This window comes from Fibrobacter sp. UWR4 (genome assembly GCF_003149045.1).
In the GTDB taxonomy this organism is placed as follows: Bacteria; Fibrobacterota; Fibrobacteria; order Fibrobacterales; family Fibrobacteraceae; genus Fibrobacter.
On record NZ_QGDU01000026.1, the window covers coordinates 17,010 to 33,470 of the forward strand.

Genomic DNA, 16,461 nt, shown 5'->3' on the forward strand with positions numbered 1-16,461 from the left:
ATTACTCCTTTGACGGCGTCGGCGAATTTTGCAGCAAGTGGCTTCTGGAATTATCCAAGATGACCTTAGCGGTATCATCCACATTGGGAGTTTTCGTTCCGAGAGCAAAAACAAGGGCGATTGCCAAAACAAAAATCCCTACAGCACCTAAAATTGCAATTTTTAGGGTATTTCCGTGCTTTTTTGGAGAAAAATTTTTGAAGGGAAACTGGGGTTCTCCAGCGCATTCCAGATTGTCCGAGACATTTTGCCCCGCTTTTCCAATCATGGGTGTGAGTTCTATCAAATATTTTTTCAAGCAGCCTGAGAGGGCGACATCTCCCCCGCCAACACAGGACAACGCGATTTCCAGAAGTTCATCCAGTTCCTCAAAGTCATCAGCACGATCTTCCATATTGCAGGAAAGCGTAGCATCCCAGATAGGTTCCAGAGCGGAAATTTCTTCCGGGGAAAGTTTTCCCGAAAGGAAAAGCTTTTCCGACACCTTGGACGTTTCCTGTCTTGAATTTTCGGAAGCGAACTGATCGAAGCTGGAGGCTTCCACCAGGTTTTCACCGGCAATCCAGCGGAACAACAGCATTCCCAAACTGAAGAGGTCGCTCTTTTCGTCGGGAGCCTTCCCCTGGAATCTTTCGGGGGCGGCATAAGCCAATGCACCCGGACCTGTAATTCCCCAGTCGATGAGAACCGTCTGAAGTTCCGTGCAGTCCTTTCGTTCCTTAACGGTAAAGATGATGTTGGAGGGATTTAAATCCCCATGAGAGGAACCGACCTTGATGACCTTCTGTAAGGACGAAACGACCTGACGCATGGCGTACAGCGCTACGGCCACGGGCATTTCCTTCAAGCGATCAGAAGAAATTCCCTCCACGTAGTCATAGAGCTGGTAGGGACTATTTTCATAAATACCGAACTCCCTTATCCTGCAGATTCCATCATCCTTGATTCTCTGGATGATTTCAACAAGTTCCGCATGGAAAGGCTGTTTAAACCACTTTAGGGTAAGTCGTTCGCCACTGTCAAGACAAAGTAAGTAAACGTCGGCCTCGCCTCCTTGACGCAGGAGGACTCCGTTCCTTGCAGAACTGAGCAGAGTTACTTTCTCGGGAGCACTCATAGTCTACCCGATTGAACCAGGACTTTCAGGGAATCTTCGGCAACCTTCGTCCAATGAGCAAGTACGCGATCGTCAGGCAAGGCCTCGTGCCCCAGGGACCAAATATCCCAGGCGGATTCCACATCACCTTCGTTCCAGTAACTGTTGCCCAGGTTGACGTAGGCAGAAGCAAATTTCGGTTCCTTGGTCACGACATAGATAAAGATTTTCCTGGCATCTTCAGATTGTCCACGATGGTCCAGAATAAGAGCCTTCAGGTTCATACTGAAAAAGTTCAGACTATCCAGGTGGATAGAGCGGTCCAGCAAGGGAACCACGTCTGTTTTGGGACTCTTATCCAACGTAGCTCGCGCCAGATAAAAAAGGCTGTTGGAGAAATTACCGTTAATGCTACCGGTCTCATCCACTCGTGAAAGAATTTCAAATTCCTGGACAGCACGTTCCCACAGTTCATAGGTGGGATTTTTCAAATGTTCGTGATTTTCGGCCACGGCATAATAGGCAAGCGCCAGACCATAACGTGCATCACGATGTCCCGGATCCTGGTCAAGGGCCCTGGAAAAGTTGGAAATGGCCCGGTTGTAATCTCCAATGCGCAAGGCAACATTGCCCCTGTTGACATCATCGTCCACACAGGCGCAAAGGCACAAGGCAACACAAAGAAACAGAGCTTTCCATAAACTCTTCATGCTTCACAAAATAAATAAAAATTTGACAATTTGACGAGTTAGGTCGATAACAATATGGACTAACGGCAAGCCCATGCTCATTTGAGCAAAACATTACTATATTTGCGCCCAATGAATTTTGGAAACTACGGAAACACCTGGTGGGGAAAAAAATGGCTGGAAAGTCTACTGCAAGCAGTGGACCCTAAAGTTGTAGCCACAGGCCTCCGTTACGCCCAGAAAGGACAGCTGACCAAGCTGGACATTCCCGACAACAGGATTACCGCAGAAATTCTCGGTCCTGCCGGCGGGACCCACACCAACTACATCGTATTCCCCAAGTTCGAAAAGGAAAAGGGAGATCTTTTCGAGAACCTGCTCAAGCAGCAGCCCTCCGACCTTCTGGCTCTTTCCAACAGGGCAATGAACCCTTCCATCGAACTTTTGCTGGACAAGAGCGGTCTTTCCGTTTTTCATGGGATTGAAAGTGTCAACCTGAATTGCGACTGCAAGGATCCCCTCCCCTGCAAGTACATCGTTACGACCCTACTCAAAATTGCGGAACAGATTGACCAGAATCCCTTCATGATTTTCAGGATTCATGGTCTGAATATCGAGCATTTGAAGGATTATAAACCTGAGCAAATTGAGATCGAAGTCCCCAGGGAAAGCGCTCTGGTCCGCTGCAAGGCAACTGTTGTAGAAAACAACCTGAATATTCCCCAGCGGACACCGGAACTTGATTTCGAGCATTGGAACGATTATTCCAGAATATTGCCCGCCATGCTGCAGAACTTTCCTAAGTTCTGCCCCACGGGAAACTTCCGCAAGAGTTTCGCGGACGAACTGGAACGTTGCCGTCAGTTCTATCTTGAATTCAAGGACTTCGAAGAGTTTTCCGACAACTTCAAAGTTTATAACGCAAATACCTTCCTGGTAGAAGGCGACATCCTGTGGGCGGTCCACAAGAGAAACTGGAACTGGGTCATTGTCCAGGGAGATAAAAACGGAAACAGCCAGAGCGAGCTTCCTGTCAGAAGCGCCATGGGAGCTCTCTGCACCTTAAGTGCAGGCAATTTCTCCTGGCACCACCATAATGTCCGCTACCTCCAGCGATTGATGATGGCCGCCTTCTACTTGGTCCGTACAGGGGCCGTCTACCCCCAAGTTTTCTGGCTTGGGCAGGAAACCGCACAGATGCGTTGGCTCCCGGCGGAGATGCTGCCGGACGTTCTCGCCATCGTTTCCGACCTGGAAAAACAGGCTCCCAAGAGCATTGTGCAGTCCGTACGTGAGGAAGAATTTCTGGAAGTGCTGAATCCTGCGGAACACATCCTGTCCCTCTTTATCGGACAGTTGCTGACTTTCTTCCGCAAGTACCATCCGGCCACAAAGCGTTCCCCTCACGAGAACCTGCTGGCATTCTTCTTCGACTGCAAATCAGGTCGTCTGGCCAACAATGCACGGACAATCCCCAGTAAGATCCAGCAATGGTTCTCCGTCTATAGCACCCTTGATTTCAAGACCCCGCTGGTATTCTGCTGTTCCGATGCCGGGGACGAAATCGCCCTGGAAATTTTCGTCCAGGAAAACAACGGACGTACTCCCCTATCCAGGCTGTTCCAGGAAAATGACGCTCGTCTCCTTTCCGTGATCAGTATACTGAACGGAATTGGCGAGACTCTTAAGCCCATGAACGCCTATATCGAAGCCAAGGCGGAACATCCTATTCTGATGCACGGCAGTGACCTTCTGGATTTTCTCCAGGACAGCCTAAAGAAACTGGAAATTTTCGGTATCAAGACGGAACTGCCCCAGTCCCTACTGCACATCGAAAAACCTAAGGCACTCATGCGCCTGCAAGGATCCATCAGCTTCGGCGCCTTTAACGCAGAAGACCTGCTGGACTTCGACTGGGAAGTGGCTCTTGGGGACGACAAGATTTCTGCAGAGGAATTTCTAGAATTGGCAGAACAGGCCGACGGTCTTTTGAAATACAAGGATACCTTTGTCCAGGTGGGCCCGGACGTCATCGAAGACCTGAAGAAAAAGCTTGAGAACAAGAACGTCCAGGACGAAGACCTCCAGTTATTTGACGAGTCGTCTGAAAATAAAAACGCCTCCGAATCGGGAGAAGACAAAGATGGCGATAGCGAAGAGGAGTTGGATCCCAGTATCGCCAAGCAGCAGGTTTCCCGCGAAGCCATTGTCCTGCAAGCCAAACTCATTCAGGCATGCCTTACAGGACAATGCGACAATGTTCCCGTGGAACTAAATGACGACGTAAAGAAGCAGGTCGAAAACTGGCGTAGCGAATCGGAAGTAGAGCTCCCCCGCGATTTGAACGCGACGCTCCGTCCCTACCAGCATCGCGGCTATTCCTGGATGTACAAGAACCTGCAAATGGGTTTCGGATGTATCCTCGCCGATGATATGGGTATGGGCAAGACCCTTCAGGTCATTACCTTCCTTTTAAAGATGAAGCAGGAAGGCAAGTTCGAAAACGGCAAGGGTCTGGTGGTCATGCCCGCAGGCTTGCTGTGCAACTGGCAGGTAGAAATCAAGAAGTTCGCTCCGGAACTGAATGTATTTGCCTATCATGGCGGATCCCGCAAGTTGGAAAAGTTTGACGCAGACTTGCTGCTCACCACTTACGCCACCTTCCGCAAGGACTACAAGAAACTGAAGGACCTCAAGTGGCAGGCAGTGGTCATAGACGAAGCCCAGAATATCAAGAATGCCGATAGCGAACAGAGCAAGCTGTTACGTTCCATGGAAGCCCCCATCAAGATTGCCATGAGCGGCACGCCCGTGGAAAACCGTCTAATGGAATTCTGGACCATCATGGACTTCGCCAACCGCGGGCTATTCCCCAGTGCAGCAGAATTCAGGGACAAGTTCGAAGTTCCCATCCAGAAGAACAACGACATCCATCAGGCGGAACTATTCAAGACCATTACCGCTCCCTTCATGTTGCGCCGTCTCAAGACGGACAAGAGCGTCATTAGCGACCTTCCGGACAAGATCATCCAGGACGAGTATGCGGAACTGACCCGCTCCCAGGCGGCGCTGTACCAGAAGACCCTCCAGAAATTCCTGGAGCAGCTGGAAGAAGAACAGATGTTAAGCGAAATCGCCAAGGATTCCAAGGCGCTGTTCAAGCGCAAGGGGATTATCCTACAGATGATTCTCGCCCTCAAGCAGATCTGCAACCATCCCGCCACATTCCTCAAAGGACTTCCCGAAGGTGCTGCAGAAAATCCTGCCGCCAAGAACACGGCAGAATCCGGCAAGATGGAAATGCTTATGGACCTTCTGGAATCCATCCAGGAAACCGGCGAAAAAACTTTGATCTTTACTCAGTTCGCCGAAATGGGAAATCTGCTGGAATCTACCATCCAGGAAAAGCTGAATCTCCGTTGCCACTTCTATCATGGAGACTGCACCCAGTCACAGCGCTCCACCATGATCGAGGATTTCCAGAACAATCCGGATTGCAAGGTACTTATCCTATCCTTGAAGGCTGGCGGTACCGGGCTTAATTTGACCGCCGCCTCCCAGGTCATTCATTATGACTTGTGGTGGAACCCCGCCATTGAAGCCCAGGCTACGGACCGCGCCTTCCGTATTGGACAGCAGCGTAACGTGCAGGTTCACCGCTTTATCACCAAGGGTACCTTCGAGGAAAAAATCAATGCCCTCCTGGAAACCAAGAAGGCAATTGCAAATATGACCGTCAACGCCGGCGAAACCTGGCTTACGGATATGGACGACAAGCAGCTGACAGAGATTTTCTCTCTGGACAACAAGATGCTTTAAAGAAGACTGTTACGGATTCTGGGCGAAATCGTATTCACCATTTTCCCATTCTTGCTTATAATCGTTGCACCAATCTATATAGGTATCTTCTCTGGATGCAACAGGATCTTCTTCATCTTCAGATTCAATCCATCTATTGCCGTCAAATTCACTTACAAAGTAGGACACTCCATTACCGCACTTATAATTTTTGAACGAGTGGCCCTTCTTTTCCTTTTCCGCGATACCCGCGTTAAATTCCAGGCACATCGCATTCTCTTTGTAAGGAGTTAGATTGAAATAAGTTTCTTCGAAATACTGAGTTCCCTCTCCAGAAATACTAACGGTAATGCGTTCCACCATGCCCTTATAGTTGGGTATATTCAAGCGGTACTGGACCCAGCGATCACCATTTAAATCGCGGCCGCCAGTCACTACACAGGAAAAATCAGGATCTCCGTTAGGATCAAAACTGCCCTTAACCGCTGTTTCTGCAGGAGGATTTTCATCGGAATTGCTGGATGCGGAAGAATCACATGCATTAAGGACTAATACAGCGAACAAGAGGGATATGCCCAATAACAATTTTTTCATTTAATTCTCCTAACCTACTATTTTATTCAGCCCAATGATTACCATTGTAATTTCGGGCAGTATCCGCATCCATTCCGATTTGTCGAATCAAATCGTCCAAGGATGCAAATTTCTTTTCCGGCCTCAAGTACCCCATCAGGTCCAGTTCCAGATGCTTGCCGTAAATATCTTCGCTAAAGTCTAGTAAAAAAGCTTCAATAGCCATGTGATGCGTGCCAGGAGTAGAAGGCTGAATGCCTATATTCAGGACAGAACGGTAAATCCTGCCATCAGCCAAGCGGGCATTGGCCACATACACACCACCCTTCGGCAGGAACTTGTACTGTTCCACTTTCAGGTTTGCCGTGGGGAAACCCAAAGTCCTTCCCAGGCGTTTTCCTTCCACCACCGTTCCCGTCAAGCGATAAGGACGTCCCAGATAAGTCTGGGCGCGTTCCACATCCCCGTTTTCAAGGGCTGTACGAACAGCAGAAGAGCTGACACGTTCTCCCTTATGAAGGACAATGGAAAGCATCTGAGTGGAAAGTTCCGGGAATGCTGCGGTAATCGTCTCGTAATTACCCTTACCTCCAGCCCCAAAGCAATGGTCATGGCCAAAGAACATGGAGCATACATCCAGCTTTTCAATCAGTTCCTTACGGATAAATTCGTCGAAAGGCTGGTGCATCATTTCCTGGGTAAAAGGAAGGACCACAAAATCCAGACCTAAGCTGGTAATAAAATCGCGCTTTTCTTCCGTAGTGGTCAAGAGCAAGGGATTGCCCGGACCGCGGAGAATGTAGTTAGAATGAGGTTCAAAGCTGATCACCGTAGGGCGCAAGTCATTCACTTCAGCCACCGCCTTCAGGGAACGGAAAAGAGCCTGATGGCCTAAATGACAGCCATCAAAATTTCCCATGGTAACAGCACGCTTTACAGTCATTCTCTATTCATCCTCAGCCAGGTAAATCTTAGGTCTGATTCGACCCGGTTCATAATGGCAGAAACTCAGTACTTCGCCCTGAAGGTTTGCCACAAAGACATTGCCGTCCTTATCGACGCCTTCAATAGGAGTTTTCCAAGGCAGATAATTTCCCTGACGGATAACAGCCACCTGAGTATCATCCAGACGAACTACAGGAAAATCCAGGACCTTGTCTACAGGCAGCAAATGTTCGCGAGTCAGATCCTCACCACGGACAGCCTTATCCAAGGTCACTTCACCAATACGATGACGGCGAATTCCGGAAACGCAGCCCACCGTGCCAAGGGCACGAGCTATATCGCGACCGAGAGCACGAATGTAAGTACCCTTGGAGCATTCACAAATCAGGTCAAAGGTGGCAATGCACTTGCCGGAACAGCCTTCCGTAGCATCATTCGCCACCGCTTCCAAAACTTTCAGGGAACTGATGTTGATCTTACGAGGTTTCAATTCAATGTCACGACCACGTTCCATCAAATCGCTGGCTCGGACACCATTAATCTTGACGGCACAATACTTAGGCGGAATCTGTTCAATATCACCGGTGAACTGGGGCAGCACGGCCTCCATAGCCTCGCGGGTAATCTGAACAGCGGAGGTGCCGGCACCATCAGTCAAGCCTGCACGATCATCCTGTTCCACCACTTCGCCGTCCCATTCCAGGGTATCAGTCTGGTAACCCAGATGTAGTCTAAAGCTGTAGCACTTGTCCTTCGCTTCCACAAAGGGCAACAACCGGGTAACGCGACCAGTAGCGGCAATAATCAAGCCGGAGGCACGCAAATCCAGCGTACCTGCATGGCCAACACGCTTCGTAGAAAAGACCCTTTTCAGAGGGAAAAGGGCCTTAAAAGAAGTTTCACCAGCAATCTTGTCTAACAGGACAAAGCCAGAATTGGACAATTAAAGTTCCCCTTTCTGCTTTAGGTCCGCAAGAATGCTTTCGATATGCATTGCATGTTCCAGGTTTTCATCCAACACAAAATTCAGTTCAGGAATTTTGCGGATCTTCAGGGCCTTGCCAAGAACTGTGCGGATAAATCCGGCAGAATTCTTGAGACCAATGAGAGAATCACGTTTTTCCTTGTCTGTACCCATGACGGAAACCATGATCTTCGCATAGCTCAGGTCATCGGTGATTTCCACTCGGGTAATGCTGGAAAGAGAACTGACTCGAGGATCCTTCAAGCCCTTCTGCAAGAGCTTGGAGATTTCCTCGCGGAACTGTTCATCCAGTCTGTCGGTTCTACGACTCATTAGGCATTTTCCCCTTCAGCCTGCTTCTTAGCCTTTTCTTCGGCTTCTTCGCGGGCAACATCCTTCAAGGTACGAGCCACAGAGACTTCCTTGAAGAAGATCAGGCTATCGCCTTCACGAATATCGTCATAACCCTTAAGGCCGATACCGCATTCAAAGCCACGAGCAACAGACTTGACGTCGTCCTTCATACGCTTCAGAGACTGGACAACAGTAGTACCCAGTTCTACGCCATTGCGGTACACGCGGACATGGCTTTCGCGGTCCACGGAACCGTCGGTAACCATACAGCCAGCGATGAGACCGACCTTGGGAACCTTGAAGACCTGACGGATTTCTGCTTCACCACTGAGCTCTTCACGCAGCGTGGGCTTCAGGAGGCCTTCCACAGCGTTGGTGATATCTTCGATGCAGTCGTAAATCACACGGTAGTTACGAATTTCGATACCTTCCTTCTGAGCCATTTCACGTACGGAGAGAGACGGCATGAGGTGGAAGGAGATAATGATAGCCTTAGCGGTAGTTGCCAAGAGAATATCGGATTCGGTAATGGTACCCACACCCTTGCGGATGATGCTGACCTTGACTTCCTTGTTGGAAAGCTTTTCCAGAGAGGCAGCCAGAGCTTCTGCAGAACCACCCACGTCGGCCTTGACGATAAGGTTGAGTTCGGAAAGCTTGCCTTCCTTCTGTTCGTTGTACATGTTTTCCAGGGAGATGGTGCTACGAGCACGGAGGTCGCGTTCACGGGCAGCCATACGGCGCTTGGAAGCGATTTCACGTGCGGCCTTTTCGTCGTCCACAACGATAAGGTCATCACCGGCCTGAGGAGTACCGTCAAAACCGAGAACCTGGCAAGGAGCGGAAGGAGGAACTTCCTTCAACTGTTCACCACGTTCGTTAAACATTGCACGGACACGACCTGCGTAGATACCGCAGACGAACGGGTCACCCACATGGAGAGTACCGTTCTGCACGAGAATGGTAGCCATGGAACCCTTACCAACGTCCAGCTTGGATTCAACGACAGCACCACGGGCGTGTGCATCCGGATTGGCCTTCAGTTCCAGCACTTCGGCTTCCAGAGCCAAGGTTTCAAGAAGTTCTTCCATACCCTGACCGGTACGGGCAGAAACTTCGATACAGCTGGTAGAACCGCCCCACTGTTCCACTTCAACGCCGCGTTCGGCGAGCTGGGCACGGATCTTGTCCGGATTAGCGGTCGGGAGGTCAATCTTGGTAATAGCAACAACCATCGGAACCTTTTCGCGCTTGGCAAGTTCGATGGATTCAACAGTCTGGGGCATGACCATGGAGTCTGCAGCCACCACCAGAACGATAACGTCGGTCACCTGGGAACCGCGGGCACGCATTGCGGAGAATGCTTCGTGACCCGGAGTATCCAGGAAGGTAACCTTGCCCTGACTGGTAGTAACTTCGTATGCACCAATATGCTGAGTAATACCGCCGGATTCGCCTGCGACCACATGAGTCTTACGAATCCAGTCAAGGAGAGAAGTCTTACCGTGGTCAACGTGACCCATCACGGTAACCACCGGATGACGAGGCTGGAGGTTTTCTTCCTGTTCCTCTTCGACACCGAGAGCTTCTTCTTCATATTCTTCCATCAGCTGGGCTTCAAAGCCAAATTCATCGGCCAGGAGCTGGATGGTTTCAAAATCAAGGCGAGCATTGATGGTCACCATCATGCCCATTTCCATGCACTTGGCGATAACGCGTGCAGGCATCTGTTCCATCAGGCCGGCAAGTTCGCCGACAGTGATGAAGTCAGAAGTCTTCAAGATCTTCTTTTCGTCACCGGTTTCACCTTCAGACTTTTCCTTACGGTAAACCTTCTTGACGGGTTTCTTGGAAAGGTCAGCCATCACACGGGAAACGTTCTGGCGAACGGCTTCCTGCTGCTGTTCTCTCTGCTGGTCACGATCCTTACCGTTGTTACGACGGTTCTTATCGTTCTGGCCATGACGACCATTCTGCTGGCCCCCCTTGCCATTACCCTTGCCATTCTGGCCGCCGAAACCACCCTGGCCACCAAAGCCCTGGTTGTTGTTGCTGGCGTTGAAAGCATCCTGCATGGAGGAACCGGTGAAGCCACCAGTGCGACCGGTAAAGGTACGACCACCATTATTGTTGTTACGGTCACCACCCGGACCACCCTGCCCCGGACGGCGGTTACCGCCATTGCGGTTATCCTGACCGTTGTTATTGTTCAGACGGCCAAAAGTGCCTGTATAGCCCTGGGCGTTACCATTGCCGCGAGGGCCACCGGGACCACGATGAGGGCCACGGTTCTGCTGAGCCATCTGACGAGACTTTTCGATTCGAGCAAGGATTGCTGCATCCGGCTTGAAGACCTGAGCCTTCATGGGAGGCTGTTTCAGTTCCATGCCCGGAGTAACCATGGCAGGAGCTGCTTCTGCAGGAGCAGCGGGCTTTGCTGCGACGGGTGCTTCAGCCTTAGGAGCCTCGACCTTTGCAGGTGCGGTTTCTACCTTGGGAGCCTCGACCTTGGGGGCAGCAGCCTTTGCTGCAGGAACTTCAGCCTTAGGGGCTTCAACCTTAGCAGGAGCCGGCTTAACGACTTCAGCCTTCGGTGCTGCAGGAGCTTCAACCTTAGCGGGAGCAGGCTTTGCTGCAGCCGGAGTTTCTGCCTTAGGAGCTTCGACCTTAACGGCAGCCGGCTTAACGACTTCAGCCTTCGGTGCTGCAGGAGCCTCGACCTTTGCGGCAGCCGGCTTTTCGGCAACGGCAGGAATTTCAGCCTTGGCTGCAGCAGCCTTCGCGGCGGCGCCCTTCTTGACTGTAACGGTAGCACCCTTAATGAGGGTAGCCTTCAGGGTACGACCACCAGTAGCGGGAGCGGCCTTAGCCTTAGTTGCTGTAGCGGCAGGAGCATCGGAAGAAGAGGCCTTCTTCAGGTTCTTGTTACGGGCTTCGGCTTTTGCACGTTCAGCTTCAGCAGCAGCTTCGATCTTAGCATAGTCCGCGGCATCCACCTTGGACATGTGAGTACGCACGGTCACACCGGCGTCACGAAGCAGCTTCATCACTAAATCGACCTTTACGCCGTGAGATTCAGCCCAATCTGTAGGTTTAATTTGATTATCAATTGCCATGAATTAGCCTATTCCAATATCCTTGTCTAAAACCGTTTTGCTTAGTGAGCCCTGCGAGCGTTATTTGCATGACCGAGGTCAGCAGCGGAGGGAGCCATCACCTTAGCCTTGGCTTCGTCATCCTTTTCGGACCATTCCTTTTCACCGAAAACGTCCAGGTTGCGCTTTACGAGTTCAGCAGCGAGCTTCACGTTCTGGCCATTCTTACCGATAGCAAGAGCCAGGTTTTCGTCGCTGATGATCACCACAGTACGGAGGGTTTCGGGAACGTGCATGAGCTTGACCACATTTGCCGGAGCGAGAGCACGCTGGATGAACACATCCAGGTCCGGATTCCACTGGACGATATCGATACGTTCGTTACCCAGTTCGCGGACGATCGTCTGAACACGAGCACCCTTCATACCGACGCATGCGCCAACGGGGTCGATCTTTTCGTCACGAGAGTAAACGGCAATCTTTGCACGGAAACCAGGTTCACGAGCCACACCCTTGATTTCCACAGTGTTTTCATAAATTTCGGGAACTTCCTGACGGAACAGTTCCTTGAGGAAGTCGCCATTTGCGCGGGACAGGATCACCTGGGCGCCGTTCTTGGAAGATTCTTCCACGCGGGCGATCACAGCCTTGATGGAATTACCCTGAGCCCAACGTTCGCGGCTAATCTGTTCACGGGGCGGAATCATCGCTTCGGTCTTACCGAGGCGAACGATAATATTACGTTGTTCCAAACGGATCACTTCGCCGCTCACCATAGAACCGATACGGCTGCGGTAGGTGTCCATGATCTTCTGACGTTCTGCGTCGCGGATCTGCTGGTTCAACAGCTGCTTTGCAGTCTGGATAGCCTGACGGCCAAATGCAGCAATAGGAATTTCCATTTCAAGGAAGTCACCGGGCTGAGCATCTTCGTTGAAGTCACGGGCTTCATCGACCAGCATGTAACCCTTGTCCAGTTCTTCCACTTCGTCAGCGGTCATGTTCGGATCGTAATCGGGATAGTCATCCACCACAGCCACACGCAGGTAGACGTGGACTTCGTTGGTTTCCATATCGAAATCAACTTCGATCTTCTTTTCGATGTGCAGGTACTTGCGAGCAGCGGTAATCAAAGCTTCCTTGAGAGCGTCAATTACAGCGGTGTCTTCCATATCCTTGGCTTCGACAACGCCCTTCAGCACTTCGACCAAATTAACTTTCGGTTCGTTCTTCATAACATGACCTTCTTTTAGATTTGTACATCCACTTTCGCTACCAGCACTTCGCTACGAGGAACGACGACGTTCTCGGGATTGCCCTTAATGGTAAGCGTCAAATTTTCTTCGTCCGCATCGACCAGGGTGCCAACAACAGGCTTACCGGTACTGCGGGTCACTCGAATCAGGCGACCCTTGTTGCGGGTAAAATCAGCAACCGACTTCAGGGGGCGGTCCAACCCCGGGGAAGACACTTCCAGAGTGTAAGCCCCTTCAATAATTTCGGGATCCAGGTCCAGAGCGTCGGACAGATGACGGCTCACGGCAGAGCAATCATCAATAGTCACACCTTCCGGCTTGTCGATATAAAGACGCAGCGTCTTACGCTTTCCGGCGCGGAACATATCCTGTTCCACCAAGGTGACACCCACAGCCTCACAAGCCTCTTCAATCAGTGAATCCAACTTTGCGTTAGCCAAATAGACCTCTTATATAAAAATTGCCGTCCGCTAACGGATGCCGCCAGCCAGGTTCTAGGCAGAGCGATATCCACGGACAGTCTTAAACCGGGTACAAATAGAGAAAAAAATTGGAGTGTGGGCAACACACTCCTGTGTTTCAAAGGCCTTTTAAGGGGTATAAATCCTATTCCTTGGGACGATCCACCCTGTTATGCACCAAAATCCAGTCATTCAAGGCCAGAATCGAATCCAGCTGAGCCATCATCCTGGTCGCAATATTCCGATAGGACTCACCCTTATCGAAGTAGTTCTCGTTTTCTTCATCATCATGGCTAAGGAAAATCATGGGAGAAGATTCCCCGGAAGCATCGGCAATTAATCGATACTTGTCGTTGCTCATCGCCATCTTTCCGGAATGGGAGCCAATAGCAAAGGAACCATGCCACTGATCGCCATCTTCCTCACGAAGACAACCTCTCCAATATTTTGCACCCTTTCTAAAAAGATTGTGCCCCATAAAGGAGTTGGGAGCATCCACCCGGGCAAGAGCCAAGATCGTAGGCGCCACATCGCTTTGGCTGGCAGCTTCGTAAATGAGATTTCCATGAGCACCATCAGGAGTCACAAGGGTATCCAGACGATGGGGAAGTCCCGGACCATTCACCACAAATGGAATCCAGGTCACATTGGAATAGGCGTCGCTACCGATAGCGGAAACCCCATGCTCTCCCTGCGGGAAACCATGGTCGCCAAGGACAATCACATAGGTATTCTTGAACCAGGGTTCGCCAGATAGTTTGTTCAAAAAACGTCCCATCTGGGCATCCGCCCAATGCATGGTCCAGCGCATACGTTCCGCCTGAGGCAAAGCCTTTGCAGAATCAGGCATTCCAGGAACAAGATTGAAAGGATAATGATTACTGCGGGTAATCATGGAAGCGATAAACGGCTTATTCTCGCTTGCAGCAGCAGGAGCAAGACTATCCTTGATAAAGGCAGCAGTCACATCAAAGAAGGTGGAGTCGTCCTCATATTGACGGTCATAGTGCGTACGTTCGTACCACTTCTGGAACCACACGGAAAGATTATCCCAGGCAGGATCCGCAGCCGCAAAGAACTGAGCCTTGTAGCCCGCATCCCTCAGGATCGAAGCAAAACTAGGTGCATCAATGTAAGTCAGTTCCGATGCAGTCTGTTTAAAGCGGTGAGGCGGGAAACCGAAGTGAGTCGAAAGTACTCCACCGACAGTGGGAATTCCACTTGTATAGAATTTGGTGCAAGCCATCCCTTCTCGAGACAAGGAGTCTAAAACAGGCGTTGCACTCGGGCGGTTCTCCTTACGATCCTTCCATTCATTCATGAATCCCACATTCATACCACGATGGGATTCCATGAAAATGACGAGGAAATTAGGGCGGACAATTTCACCGCTGACAGAGTCAACCGTTATCGGCAAGTAAGACAATTCCGCCGTCGTATCTTTACGGACACGGTACAACGGATAGTCATCATCAGGATACTCGTAGAGGTTGGCGTTGTCCCCTTCCACTTCCGCCCAGATTCTACGGGCTGTTTCCGTAGCAGCCTTTAAATAGGCAGGGTCCATCTCCCCTTCCCCCGTAATAATCTTCTGGATATCCCGGGTAAAGATGCTGACCACAGGTTCCAGCTTGCGCATACGGTTGCCACCCGTCCAGATGACCTTCAGGAAAAGTTCGGATGCGCCAAAGAACGCCACACAGCCTATAAGCCAGACCTTCAGGAGGCCACCCCTATAATTCCTCTTGCGGAACCTACCGAAAATAAACTTCCCTAGAAGTACCGCCGCAGGAATCATGGTCACGCATAAAAACCACTGCAGGTAAGGTACCGACTGGTCCGCAGCCACATAGTCAATCAACATGGCCAGGGAGGAAACATCCTTATAGGTGTCCAGCAGGGATATGGAAAAATGCGTTCCCAGAAATCTGCAGAATTCATGATCCAGCAGGGTAAAAGGAAGTAGTATACTCTGCAGTACCGTAAATACGGGACCTAAAAACCTGCGTCCCTTGGATTCGGGAGAAAGGAAAAAGGCAAGTAAGGCAAAGGGCAACGCCATTTCCGCAAGCCAGATAAAGTCAATGCAGATGGCATGGAAGATGTACCAGTCCGGTTTGGACACAAAAGGAATTCCATAAGGATTGTTTCTGAAAAGGAGCAACACGCGAAGAATGGCATGAATTCCCCAGAAGGCAAGAACCGTGGAGAGGATCCTAAAAACATCCTTAAATCGCTTTTGTGACGCAAACAAGTTTTCCATAGGTCAAAAAATAGTTATCTTGTGGGTCAATATGACATACGTACTTCTGATTCTCGCAAGCTTAGCAGGTCTCGCCGTCTGCGCATTCTTCTGCCGCAAAAATGTTCTTACCATCCGTGAAAAGAACAAGAACGAACCCAAAGCTTACAAGCGTGGATTGAACTACGTGCTGACCGGTCTCTGGTACGGTTATCTGGCCGTATTCTTTGTTGGCCTCACCGTCAACAATATTTTCTAGGAACTTAAAGAGTTCTTCCCTGAGCCTTTAGCCAGCGTTCGTAAAGGAACATGGCGATGAGATTCTTGCCGTCCACAAACTGATGGGCGGCTTCTTCGTATGGGAGAACTTCCGTACGGATCCATTCGATTTCTTCGGTATACTGCTGGTCCTTGCCGTCCATGGCTTCCAGCTGTTCCCGGGTCACTTCACGTTCAATGGCGTAAAGGCGGATACGTTCGTCCAGTAGGCCGCAACTTGCTGCAAAACCGGGAGTAGAACCATTATACCAGAAGTCCATCAGGTCGATCAGTTCGGAATCTTCGGCCTTGATCTGGGCTTCTTCTTCCAGTTCGGAAAGGGCCACCTTGCGATAGTCTCCTGTCCAGTCCAGAATACCTGCAGGAATTTCCAGGGAAGCCTGTTCCGTAATGGCAAAACGAGGCTGTCGAACCAGCAGCAAGTAAGGCTTGCCTTCACAGCGAAGAACAACCAGAATACCCACGGCGTTACCGCGGACAAGAACAATTCCGTGAACAGGTCGACCATCGGGAAGCGTTGCCGTAGCCTGGAGTTTAATGAACAGGGGCTGTCGGCCCTTCATCAGAAAATCTGCGGATGCAAAGTGGACCTTGGAGACCGTAAATTTTTTCTGGGCGGCAGCCAGCCATTCCGTATAGATTCTGGAGTTCAGAAGGATTTCACGATCTGCTTCAGCAATTTCTGCGGCATAGGTATATTCAATCATGT

General features: G+C 50.5%; 13 protein-coding genes. 2 read left to right on the forward strand and 11 right to left on the reverse strand.

Annotated elements, in window-relative coordinates; translation table 11 throughout:
- Position 1: 1 nt before the first annotated feature.
- Both BGX12_RS11070 and BGX12_RS11075 read right to left on the reverse strand, forming a co-directional pair.
- A complete protein-coding gene (locus tag BGX12_RS11070) occupies positions 2–1,117 on the reverse strand; it encodes a serine/threonine protein kinase (protein ID WP_109736121.1) in 1,116 nt (371 codons plus the stop codon).
- The gene (locus BGX12_RS11075; RefSeq protein WP_109736122.1) at positions 1,114–1,806 is read right to left on the reverse strand and encodes a tetratricopeptide repeat protein; all 693 of its coding nucleotides are present in this window, start codon (positions 1,804–1,806) and stop codon (positions 1,114–1,116) included. The genes BGX12_RS11070 and BGX12_RS11075 overlap by 4 nt, the downstream gene beginning before the upstream one ends.
- Before the next feature lie 111 nt (positions 1,807–1,917).
- On the opposite strand from BGX12_RS11075, the gene BGX12_RS11080 reads away from it, so the two are divergent.
- A complete protein-coding gene (locus BGX12_RS11080; RefSeq protein WP_109736123.1) occupies positions 1,918–5,604 on the forward strand; it encodes a DEAD/DEAH box helicase in 3,687 nt (1,228 codons plus the stop codon).
- Positions 5,605–5,613: 9 nt separating this feature from the next.
- Here the strand turns inward: BGX12_RS11080 and BGX12_RS11085 are convergent, their stop codons facing one another.
- The 8 genes from BGX12_RS11085 to BGX12_RS11120 all read right to left on the reverse strand — a co-directional run bounded on the left by BGX12_RS11085 (position 5,614) and on the right by BGX12_RS11120 (position 15,494).
- Positions 5,614–6,177, reverse strand: a complete 564-nt coding sequence (locus BGX12_RS11085) for a hypothetical protein (protein WP_146196321.1) — start codon at positions 6,175–6,177, stop codon at positions 5,614–5,616.
- Between the two features lie 22 nt (positions 6,178–6,199).
- The gene (gene ribF, locus BGX12_RS11090) at positions 6,200–7,099 is read right to left on the reverse strand and encodes a riboflavin biosynthesis protein RibF (protein ID WP_109736125.1); all 900 of its coding nucleotides are present in this window, start codon (positions 7,097–7,099) and stop codon (positions 6,200–6,202) included.
- 3 nt (positions 7,100–7,102) lie between these two features.
- The gene (gene truB / locus BGX12_RS11095; RefSeq protein ID WP_109736126.1) at positions 7,103–8,044 is read right to left on the reverse strand and encodes a tRNA pseudouridine(55) synthase TruB; all 942 of its coding nucleotides are present in this window, start codon (positions 8,042–8,044) and stop codon (positions 7,103–7,105) included.
- Entirely contained in the window at positions 8,045–8,398 is a 354-nt protein-coding gene (rbfA, locus tag BGX12_RS11100; RefSeq protein WP_109736127.1) for a 30S ribosome-binding factor RbfA, read from the reverse strand.
- Positions 8,398–11,535 carry a translation initiation factor IF-2 gene (gene infB / locus BGX12_RS11105; RefSeq protein ID WP_109736128.1) on the reverse strand — a complete coding sequence of 1,046 codons (3,138 nt, stop codon included), beginning with the start codon at positions 11,533–11,535 and terminating at the stop codon, positions 8,398–8,400. The genes rbfA and infB overlap by 1 nt, the downstream gene beginning before the upstream one ends.
- Before the next feature lie 41 nt (positions 11,536–11,576).
- Complete coding sequence (gene nusA, locus BGX12_RS11110) at positions 11,577–12,749, reverse strand: transcription termination factor NusA (protein ID WP_109736129.1); 1,173 nt, start codon at positions 12,747–12,749, stop codon at positions 11,577–11,579.
- A gap of 14 nt (positions 12,750–12,763) precedes the next feature.
- Entirely contained in the window at positions 12,764–13,210 is a 447-nt protein-coding gene (rimP, locus tag BGX12_RS11115; protein ID WP_109736130.1) for a ribosome maturation factor RimP, read from the reverse strand.
- 166 nt (positions 13,211–13,376) lie between these two features.
- Positions 13,377–15,494: an LTA synthase family protein gene (locus BGX12_RS11120; RefSeq protein WP_109736131.1), complete on the reverse strand. Its 2,118-nt coding sequence runs from the start codon at positions 15,492–15,494 to the stop codon at positions 13,377–13,379.
- Between the two features lie 31 nt (positions 15,495–15,525).
- Here BGX12_RS11120 and BGX12_RS11125 point away from each other — a divergent pair, with 31 nt between their 5' ends.
- Entirely contained in the window at positions 15,526–15,732 is a 207-nt protein-coding gene (locus BGX12_RS11125; RefSeq protein ID WP_109736132.1) for a hypothetical protein, read from the forward strand.
- A gap of 4 nt (positions 15,733–15,736) precedes the next feature.
- Here the strand turns inward: BGX12_RS11125 and BGX12_RS11130 are convergent, their stop codons facing one another.
- Complete coding sequence (locus BGX12_RS11130) at positions 15,737–16,459, reverse strand: NUDIX domain-containing protein (protein WP_109736133.1); 723 nt, start codon at positions 16,457–16,459, stop codon at positions 15,737–15,739.
- Positions 16,460–16,461 lie beyond the last annotated feature (2 nt).

Bases quoted from the DNA above. Each gene is read 5' to 3' on its own strand.
- BGX12_RS11075 (WP_109736122.1), bottom strand. From the start codon at position 1,806: ATGAAGAGTTTATGGAAAGCTCTGTTTCTTTGTGTTGCCTTGTGCCTT.
- BGX12_RS11130 (WP_109736133.1), bottom strand. From the start codon at position 16,459: ATGATTGAATATACCTATGCCGCAGAAATTGCTGAAGCAGATCGTGAA.
- BGX12_RS11120 (WP_109736131.1), bottom strand. From the start codon at position 15,494: ATGGAAAACTTGTTTGCGTCACAAAAGCGATTTAAGGATGTTTTTAGG.
- BGX12_RS11080 (WP_109736123.1), top strand. From the start codon at position 1,918: ATGAATTTTGGAAACTACGGAAACACCTGGTGGGGAAAAAAATGGCTG.
- rbfA (WP_109736127.1), bottom strand. From the start codon at position 8,398: ATGAGTCGTAGAACCGACAGACTGGATGAACAGTTCCGCGAGGAAATC.
- BGX12_RS11085 (WP_146196321.1), bottom strand. From the start codon at position 6,177: ATGAAAAAATTGTTATTGGGCATATCCCTCTTGTTCGCTGTATTAGTC.
- BGX12_RS11070 (WP_109736121.1), bottom strand. From the start codon at position 1,117: ATGAGTGCTCCCGAGAAAGTAACTCTGCTCAGTTCTGCAAGGAACGGA.
- ribF (WP_109736125.1), bottom strand. From the start codon at position 7,099: ATGACTGTAAAGCGTGCTGTTACCATGGGAAATTTTGATGGCTGTCAT.
- infB (WP_109736128.1), bottom strand. From the start codon at position 11,535: ATGGCAATTGATAATCAAATTAAACCTACAGATTGGGCTGAATCTCAC.
- BGX12_RS11125 (WP_109736132.1), top strand. From the start codon at position 15,526: ATGACATACGTACTTCTGATTCTCGCAAGCTTAGCAGGTCTCGCCGTC.
- nusA (WP_109736129.1), bottom strand. From the start codon at position 12,749: ATGAAGAACGAACCGAAAGTTAATTTGGTCGAAGTGCTGAAGGGCGTT.